Source organism: Streptomyces cahuitamycinicus, assembly GCF_002891435.1.
In the GTDB taxonomy this organism is placed as follows: Bacteria; Actinomycetota; Actinomycetes; order Streptomycetales; family Streptomycetaceae; genus Streptomyces; species Streptomyces cahuitamycinicus.
Window position 1 is genome coordinate 1 of record NZ_POUC01000559.1, and the last position, 4,258, is coordinate 4,258.

Genomic DNA, 4,258 nt, shown 5'->3' on the forward strand with positions numbered 1-4,258 from the left:
GAGGGGTGCCGGACATCCCGTCCGGGTGGTGACCTGCTGGTCGGAGAACTGCGGCGTGCCCGCGCCGGTGCCCGCCGCTGCGGGGGCCGGGCGGCCGGCGGTCCGGGGCGCGGACGGAAGGGAGATGGCCACGGTCCGGGCCCCGGGAGTGGCGGCGGCACACAGTGAACAACACTCCAGGGCCTGCCACCAGCGTCCTGCCCGGTCGGTGATCACCGTAAGGACGACCGGTCCGCCGCACCGCCAGGGTTGGTCCGTACGCGCATGCCTGCCGGTGTCGGGGAGGTGGGCGCGGCAGCCGTCGGCCCGGCAGGCGCAGTAGGTATCGGCTCTGGGGGCGGGGGTGGCGCGCAGGTGCGCCGTCAGGTGGGCGACCGCGGCCGTACGGCCTGCCGCCGCGGAGGGCAGACGCCGCTCGGCACAGGCGGGTCGGCCGCACGAGACGCGCACCTCCGAGCTGCCTCGGCCGACGGGATCCAGACGCACGATCCACCGGCGTCCCGGCACTCGTTCGTCCAGCTCGCTCCCTGCGGCGGCCTGTGTCATTCCGTTCTTCCTCCGTCTCCTGTGACCTGCGTGTCGCCGCCGCTTCCTGTTGTGCCGAGAGGTGTTCGGGCGGCGGGTTCACGGTATGCGGCACAGAGGTGAAGGGGGATGAAATCGCACCGGGTGAGGGCTTTCGGGTGGCAACGCCATCCGTTTCGGTGAACCCGGGCGTGCCGGCCGTCACGACGACGGAGACGGTCTGAAGCGGCCTTTTCGCGAGCGTACCTGGGCGGCTGGCGGAACTGAGCTGTCGGTCAGCTGCCCTGGTAGATCGTGGTGCACAGCAGCGTGTCGCCGTCGTCCACCAGGGCGGCCCAGTAGCGCGTCTGATCGCCTGCCGCCCGGCGGCAGTTGTTCGCGTCGGCGCCCGCCGGGGCGCGGTAGACCCCTGTGATGTGCATGATCTGGTTGTACGGGACGGGTACCGGCTCGCGGCAGCAGGCCACGGCCGTCATCAGGGCGAGGGAGGTCGAGTCGCCGGACTGCCGGCCAAGAATGCCCGGCGACCAGCTTCTCCGGCGAGGGCGAGTACGTGGTCGGCGAGGACATCAAGGCCGGCACCTACAAGACGGCCGGGCCGGAGGGCGGGTTCGGCTGCTACTGGGAGCGGGCCGAGAACTCCAGCGGTGAGTTCAACGCCGTCATCGCCGACAACAACCTCAACGGGCCGGGACGGGTGACGCTCAAAGCGGGGAGTGCTTCAAGACCAATCGGTGCCAGGAGCGGAAGCGGGTGGGGTGACTGGTTCCTGTGGCGTCCCTCCCCGAGAGGTGAGGCCGGACATCGGTGCTGGTGGTGTCGGCTGCAACCCGCGTGCTTCCCGACCCCTACCCCTGAACGACGGCTGACGCGGCGCCTCCTCCTGCTTCGGTGCCCGACACCGACCCACTGAGATCCGGGTCGCCGAACTCCGCGCGCAGGGCCTGGAAGGCGGTCACCTTGTCCTCGCCGAAGCCGCGGACGCGGGCGGCGAATTCGTCGGGGGAGAGGTACGCCGACGGCCGGGACTTGGTGTGGAACTTGTCCGCGTACATCACCAGCCTCTCCTCCTCCGTCACCGCCAGATAGTCCGCGGGAGGGAGGGGCAGACCCTGGCTCACGACGTCGTGCCGCGTGAGTCCCACTCCGGTGTGGTGGGAGCAGAAGCGGCTGAGGGCGTCGGGGAAACCCTCGGCTTCGAGGATCTCGTGGCCGAGCAGGCCGTGCCGGATGTAGTTCTCGTGGTCCAGCCGTCCGTCGTCCCCGTAGAGGCGGTAGACGCCGATGTCGTGGAGGAGGCAGCCGGCGCGGACCAGTTCGGCGTCGAGATGAGCGAGGTGGGGCGCGGCAAGGAGCTGTTCGGCGATCCCCCAGACGATCTCGCAGTGCGTGTGGACGAGGGCGAACGCCTCGGTGGTGGGCGCGTACTTCTCGTGCAGCGCCCGAATCTCTGCGGGGCCCGGAATCCTCATCGGAGGAGCGTAACAACCGCCCGTCCGGCTGCGCCGGGAAGTTCCCGCAGCGGCCTTTTTCACGCGATCGGATGGTGCTTCGGAGGGCGGGCACCTGCCCGGCCTGCGGGCCGTTCGAGCTGGTGACGGGACTTGTCGTCCACTTTTCAGCACGGTGACGGGAGCACACCATGGGCCTGCATTTCCACCGCAATCCCGACGGCACGACGACCGGGCGCAACGAGGCCAACGGCTTCACCGTGACGCTTGCCGACGAAGAAGAGGTGAAGCGGCAGTTGTACGAGGACGCCGGGTGGGAGTACACGCCTCCACCGCCGCCGGTTCCGCCCGGGTTCCATCGGTTCTCGTTGGTGCACGACGAGTTCCGGGCCTCCGGGTTCGAGGACGAGAGGTATGCGGGGCTGCGGGCGCGTCCGCCGGAGGGGTGCCTGCCGGTCGACTGGGGGTGCTTCGCCCTGGAGTGCGAACGGCCGGGGAAGACGCTCCTGGACGCGGTCGCCGGTACCGTCGCGGAGGTCCGTCGAGAGCACGGGCTGGTGATGAACAGCCTGGGTGTCGAGAAGCCCCAGGAATGGTTCGACGCGGACGGCAAGGACGGATACGCGGCGAAGATCGTCGCCCACTTGGTGCTGATGGCGGCTGAACGTGCCCGACTGCTCGGGTACGGGCGCAAGGACGTGGTTCGGCTACTCGATGCCACGGGGATCGAGTAGCCGGCGAAGGCGGGTCGGCAGTGGCTGTGGCGCGCCTCAGGGCAGGGCGGTCGGTCCCGGCACATAGTCCGGGTCCACCTGCGCCGCCAGGTCCCCGCCCGTGCGCGCGTCCGCCCAGGCGCTGGCGTTGCGCAGGTGGAACTCGACCGCGTGGCGGTGGAGCCGATTCCAGTCGCGGACCTCGGCGTCCACCGCCTCGCGCAGGACCGTGAGGGCGTGGCGGTTGTGCGGCTCCAGTGACGCCAGTGCGTCCGGGCCGGAGGCGGCCCGGCCCTGTTCCGCCGCGCGGATCCAGGGGGAGTGCACCAGGTGGGTCAGGAGGTCGTCGCCCACCTGCTCCTTGAGGAAGAGCAGGTCGTCCTCGCCGGTCACCTTGTTGCCGACGACCGCGATGCGGATGCCGAACTGTTCCGCGTGATCGCGGTACTGGCGGTACACGGACACGCCCTTGCGGGTGGGTTCCGCCACCAGGAACGTCATGTCGAACCGGGTGAACAGGCCCGACGCGAAGGCGTCCGCGCCCGCCGTCATGTCGACCACGACGTATTCGCCGGGGTCGTCCAGCAGGTGGCCGAGGTACAGCTCCACCGCGCCCAGCTTGGAGTGGTAGCAGGCCACGCCCAGGTCCGACTCGTCGAACTCGCCCGTCACCATGAGGGGGACGCCGCCCGCCCGGCCGACGTGCCGCGTGTGCAGTTCGTCGTCGCCGAGCGGGCGGAGGAGACGGGAACCGCGGCCTGGCGGGGTCGTCTTGACCATCGCCTCGGGGGAGGGGATGCGGGGGTTGTCGCCCCGCAGGAAGGTCTTGATCTCGGGCATGTGCGCGCCCAGGCGAGGGGCGGACTCCTCCGCGCCGCCGAGTGCCTCGGCCAGGTGCTGGTTGATGTCGCCGTCGATGGCGAGGACCGGTGCGCCGGAGCGCGCCAGGTGGCGGGAGAAGAGTGCGGACAGTGTGGTCTTGCCGCTGCCGCCCTTGCCGACGAACGCGACCCTCACGACCGCCCCACCTTTTTGAAAATGGATGTCATGTGGATAGGTTTAAGGAGTGGTCCGCACCCATGTCAAATCTTGTGCTCCATACGGGACTCGAAGGCGCGTCGGCCTGGATCGCCCGGCTGACCGGCCTGTTCCAGTTGATGCATATGCTGTGCAAGTGCGTCTTCAGAGCATCAAGGGCCGTCTCCGGTTCCTCACCGCCCTCGCCCTCGCGCCGTGTCTGGCCGGCTGCTTCGTGTCCCCCGACGGGCAGTCCTCGTCGGCGGGCGGGCCGTCGGGGGCGCGGCTGCGCGTCGCCCTCGCCTTCCCGCCCGCCGAGAACCTCTCGCCGTACGGAGCCGACGCCACGCTGCTCAGCCGCCTCGGCGTCACCGAGGGACTCACCGCCCTGGACGCCAACGGTGCCGCGGCTCCCGCGCTCGCCGGGTCCTGGCACCGGGAGGGCGACCGGACCTGGCGGTTCACCCTGCGCGAGGCCACCTTCCAGGACGGCACGGACGTCACGCCCGCCGCCGTGGCCGCCGCGCTCACCCACGCCACCAAGGCCGAGCC

6 protein-coding genes and 1 pseudogene are annotated in these 4,258 nt (G+C 70.5%); 3 read left to right on the plus strand and 4 right to left on the minus strand.

Annotation, left to right across the window (positions count from 1 at the left end):
* Together C1J00_RS39165 and C1J00_RS39170 are read right to left on the minus strand one after the other, a co-directional pair.
* Positions 1–546: pseudogene (locus tag C1J00_RS39165) on the minus strand (hypothetical protein); the annotation flags it as partial.
* 254 nt (positions 547–800) lie between these two features.
* Positions 801–947, minus strand: a complete 147-nt coding sequence (locus C1J00_RS39170; protein ID WP_219728405.1) for a hypothetical protein — start codon at positions 945–947, stop codon at positions 801–803.
* Between the two features lie 131 nt (positions 948–1,078).
* Between C1J00_RS39170 and C1J00_RS48625 the strand changes: the two genes are divergently transcribed.
* A complete protein-coding gene (locus C1J00_RS48625) occupies positions 1,079–1,438 on the plus strand; it encodes an Rv1352/Rv1906c domain-containing protein (RefSeq protein ID WP_500691499.1) in 360 nt (119 codons plus the stop codon).
* Here the strand turns inward: C1J00_RS48625 and C1J00_RS39175 are convergent.
* Positions 1,374–1,997, minus strand: coding sequence for an HD domain-containing protein (locus tag C1J00_RS39175; RefSeq protein WP_102913639.1), 624 nt, complete (start codon positions 1,995–1,997; stop codon positions 1,374–1,376). The two genes, C1J00_RS48625 and C1J00_RS39175, sit on opposite strands and share 65 nt — an antisense overlap.
* Before the next feature lie 170 nt (positions 1,998–2,167).
* Between C1J00_RS39175 and C1J00_RS39180 the strand changes: the two genes are divergently transcribed.
* The gene (locus C1J00_RS39180; RefSeq protein ID WP_102913640.1) at positions 2,168–2,710 is read left to right on the plus strand and encodes a hypothetical protein; all 543 of its coding nucleotides are present in this window, start codon (positions 2,168–2,170) and stop codon (positions 2,708–2,710) included.
* Between the two features lie 36 nt (positions 2,711–2,746).
* Here C1J00_RS39180 and C1J00_RS39185 read toward each other — a convergent pair whose 3' ends face one another.
* Positions 2,747–3,706: an ATP-binding protein gene (locus C1J00_RS39185; protein ID WP_102913641.1), complete on the minus strand. Its 960-nt coding sequence runs from the start codon at positions 3,704–3,706 to the stop codon at positions 2,747–2,749.
* 157 nt (positions 3,707–3,863) lie between these two features.
* Here C1J00_RS39185 and C1J00_RS39190 point away from each other — a divergent pair.
* A partial coding sequence (locus C1J00_RS39190; protein WP_439333472.1) for an ABC transporter substrate-binding protein occupies positions 3,864–4,258 on the plus strand: 395 nt, incomplete at its 3' end.

Excerpts from the sequence above, each read along its gene's own strand:
- C1J00_RS39170 (WP_219728405.1), bottom strand. The coding sequence starts at position 947 with ATGCACATCACAGGGGTCTACCGCGCCCCGGCGGGCGCCGACGCGAAC.
- C1J00_RS39175 (WP_102913639.1), bottom strand. The coding sequence starts at position 1,997 with ATGAGGATTCCGGGCCCCGCAGAGATTCGGGCGCTGCACGAGAAGTAC.
- C1J00_RS39180 (WP_102913640.1), top strand. The coding sequence starts at position 2,168 with ATGGGCCTGCATTTCCACCGCAATCCCGACGGCACGACGACCGGGCGC.